Origin of the sequence: Synechococcus sp. R6-7 (genome assembly GCF_047461695.1) — a bacterium.
Taxonomy (GTDB): Bacteria; Cyanobacteriota; Cyanobacteriia; order Thermostichales; family Thermostichaceae; genus Thermostichus.
Window position 1 is genome coordinate 1 of record NZ_JANSHS010000537.1, and the last position, 3,578, is coordinate 3,578.

4 protein-coding genes are annotated in these 3,578 nt (G+C 61.9%); all 4 read right to left on the bottom strand.

Annotated features, from left to right (window positions below; genetic code table 11):
* The coding region (locus NW815_RS13865) for a sigma-70 family RNA polymerase sigma factor (protein WP_414416142.1) at window positions 1–750 on the bottom strand (750 nt) is incomplete at its 3' end.
* An 83-nt stretch (window positions 751–833) separates the two neighbouring features.
* Entirely contained in the window at window positions 834–1,451 is a 618-nt protein-coding gene (locus NW815_RS13870; protein ID WP_414344038.1) for an ABC transporter permease, read from the bottom strand.
* Window positions 1,448–2,416 carry an ABC transporter ATP-binding protein gene (locus NW815_RS13875; RefSeq protein WP_414375570.1) on the bottom strand — a complete coding sequence of 323 codons (969 nt, stop codon included), beginning with the start codon at window positions 2,414–2,416 and terminating at the stop codon, window positions 1,448–1,450. Before NW815_RS13875 ends, NW815_RS13870 begins: the two co-directional genes overlap by 4 nt.
* Window positions 2,417–2,442: 26 nt before the next feature.
* Window positions 2,443–3,411, bottom strand: a complete 969-nt coding sequence (locus NW815_RS13880; RefSeq protein WP_414388483.1) for a glycine betaine ABC transporter substrate-binding protein — start codon at window positions 3,409–3,411, stop codon at window positions 2,443–2,445.
* Between the last annotated feature and the right edge of the window lie 167 nt (window positions 3,412–3,578).

The following is a 3,578-nucleotide window of genomic DNA, read 5'->3' on the forward strand; positions in this document are numbered from 1 at the left end:
GCGAAAGGACTCCGTCCCGCTGACGCGATCAGACATGGCCATCCCGACACCAGAACTCAACTCCAAACCTAGGACTCCGTCCCGCTGACGCGAGCAGAAACCCAGAAGGGCGCGCAGGGATCCCCGCAATTTGCAGAGAGCTTGGCGAGAGCGGGTCTTAACCGTCCCCAACGGGATCCCCAATTGGCGAGCAATGTCCGCCTGGCTCAACCCTTGGTAATAGAGCAACTCCAGGATCTGCCGCTGGCTTTCGGGCAGTTGGCCGAGGGCCGCTTGCACTGCTTGCCGCCGCTCCTCGATGGAAACCTGCTCAAAAGGGAACCGAGTCTTGCTAAAGGACTCCGTCCCGTCAACACGAACGGCGCTGAGAATGGTCTGCCAGCGTTTCAAAAGAAGTTGGTGGCTGCCCTGAGAACGCAGACGGTCAATGGCCCGCGAGCGGGTCAGGATGCACAAAAAACTGCTCAGGGATCCCCGCCGCTCGCGCGACTCGGACGGAGTCCTTGGATCACAGCCAACCTTGCGCCACAGCTCGACAAACACCTCCTGAGTCAGGTCTTCTGCCTCGGCCACGTGGCCCAGGATCTTGAAGGCCAGCCCATAGACCAAGCCGGCATAGCGATCGTAGAGCGCAGCCAGAGCAGCAGGTTGCCCCGCCTTGAGCGCTTCCATCAGCTCCCAATCGGCGCGGGATGACCAATCTCTCACCCGCTCACGCCAGCGGGACGGAGTCCCTGGTTGCTCACCCATGCTACACCCAGTTTCGCCCCACACAACTAGAGGATAAACCTGCCCGATCGCGCCAGCGGGACGGAGTCCTTAAGTCTACCCCCTCAGCCACGACGGGCCGCCCATTCCAGGCTGAGCAAGGCTGTGTTCACCAGCAAGGCCAGGGATCCCACCGCCAGGGATCCGGCCCAGATCTTGTCGTAGCGACCGGCCTGGGCAATGCCATCGAACAGCAGGGTTCCCAGTCCCCCTGCCCCAAACTTGGCGCCCACGGTGGCAATGGCAATGGCCACAATTGCCGCCAGCCGCAGCCCTGCCAAAACAATGGGCAGCATGAGCGGCACCTGCACCTGCCACCACCGTTGCCAGAGGTTCATCCCCATGCCCTTGGCAGCTTCCAGGATGGCAGGCTCGACCGAGCGCAGGCCCACGCAAAAATGGCGCACCAAGATCACCTGCGTGTAGATCACCATCGCCACCACCACCGAGCGGGCATTGAGGCCAAGCCAGGGCACCAACAAAATGATCAAAGCCAGGCTGGGCACTGTGTACAGGATGCTGAGGATCCCCATGACCGGCAGGGCCAACCAGCGCACGTGGTGAACCAGCAGAGCCAGCGGCACCGCCAGCACCACCGCCATGCCCAAGGTCATCCCCACCATCGCCAGATGCTCTTGGGTGAGCTGCCACATCAGGCCGGGGTGGTTGAGGAGATAGCTCACGCGGATCCCCCCTCCAGCATGGCCAAGCTGCGAATGTGATCCAAGGTCAAAACGCCGATGGCCCGCCCGTCCTCCCACACCGTCAGGGCTGCCGCCCCTGTGCGCAACAGCAGGGACAAGGCTTGCCGCAAAGTGGCCTGGGGCCTCACCATCGCTCCCTCTTGGATTTTGTGGTTGTGCGGGATCCCGGCCATCGCCGTTTCCACCCGCAGCACACTCAACTGCCGTACCATGTCATCTGCCCCCAGCAGTTCCCTGACAAAGGGAGTAGCCGGCTGGGTGAGCAGCCGAAAGGGAGTGTCGAACTGCACCACCCGCCCCTTCTGCATCACCAAAATGCGATCCGCCAGGCGCAGCGCCTCTTCCACATCGTGGGAGACGAACAGGATGGTTTTTTTCAATTGCCGTTGCAGGCGCAGGATCTCCTCTTGCAGCTTGCTGCGGGTAATGGCGTCGATGGCCCCAAAGGGCTCGTCCATCAGCAGCAGCCCTGGATCCCCGGCCAGCGCCCGCGCCAGCCCCACCCGCTGTTGTTGTCCACCCGACAGTTGGGCAGGGTAGCGGTGGCGGTACTCGTGGGGGGGCAAATTAACCAAGCTGAGCAGCTCGTCCACCCGCTCGCGGATGCGCTCCTTCGGCCACCCCAAAAGTCGCGGCACTACCGCCACATTCTGGGCCACCGTCATGTGGGGAAACAGCCCCGATTGCTGGATAACATAGCCGATCCGCTGCCGCAGAGCCGTGACGGGAAACTGGCGGATATCCCGCCCGTCCAAGCGAATCTGCCCCTGGGTGGGATCCAGCAAGCGATTCACCATTTTCAGAAGGGTGGTTTTGCCGCAGCCAGAAGGCCCCAGGATGACCACCAACTGGCCCGATTCTATGGAAAAACTGCACTCCTCCACAGCCGGCTGGGAACTGTGGGGAAAGCGCAGCGATACCCGCTCGAACTCGACGGTGCTCACCTCAGGGTCTCATGCAACAGGCAAGGTTATTTCTTGAGGATGCCGGCTTCCACCAAGAAAGTTCTGGCCACCTCCGCCGGCTCCTTGCGGTTGCCGCTCACCTCGTAGTTCAACCGCTGCATCACCTCGTCCGTCAGCAGGGGGGAAAGGGCATTTAAGGCAGCGGCAATGCCGGGGTTGGCCTCCAGGGTGTCCTTGCGCACCACCGGCGCCACCTGGTAGGGGGGGAAAAGCTGCTTGTCATCCTCCAGCAGCACCAGGTCAAAGGCGGCAATTTCTCCATCGGTGCCGAAGGCCACTGCCACATCCGCTTCCCCATTGACCAAGCCCTGGTAGCGCAGGCCGGGATCCACCGCTTTGTAGGCTTTGAGCCGAAAATTGCCGTAGACGGCTTGGATCCCGGGTAGTCCATCTTCGCGGGCTTGAAACTCCGGCGGCCCGATCATCACCAGCTCGCCCGCTTTGGCCACCATGTCCGAGATGGTGGCAATGCCCAGCTCAGCCGCTCTGGCGCGGGTCATGGCCAGGGCCTGGGTGTTGTTCAGGGGGGCGGGATCCAGCCAAATCAGTTGGAACTGGCTCTCGTACTCGCGGGCCACCGTCGCGTACACCTCTGCCGGGTCGCCGCTGCTGGGCAACTTGAGCACTGTCAGCAGGCCAGTGCCGGTGTACTCGGGGTAGAGATCGATCTCGCCGCTCAACAAGCCCGCATGGGCTACCGGCGTGCCCCCCAGGTTGAGCTTGCGCTCCACCGTGAACCCTGCCGCCTCCAGGGCTAAGGCGTACATTTCCCCCAAAATAAACTGCTCGGTAAAGTCCTTGGAGCCGACGGTAATGGGCTTGGCGAGGCCCCCTTGGGGAGTGAGAACAAGAGCTGCCAGCCCCGACAGGGCCAGCAAAGCCAAGCGACGAGTGGTTTTCAGCATAGGCAAGGGGAGAAGGGATCCCAGGCTAATGACAAGAGGCCCTGCCGAGAGCGTTCCGGCCTGGGCCAAGAAGTTTCGACTGTTAAGTCACCATTAAACCATTATTTTCCCTGAGCCGTAACTGCAAGAACCAACCGTAGAGATCGCCAGTACGGTCACTGCAAGTTGGTTTGAAATAGCCCAAGTGTAAGGACTCCGTCCGAGTAGCGCGAAAGGACTCCGTCCCGCTGGCGCGA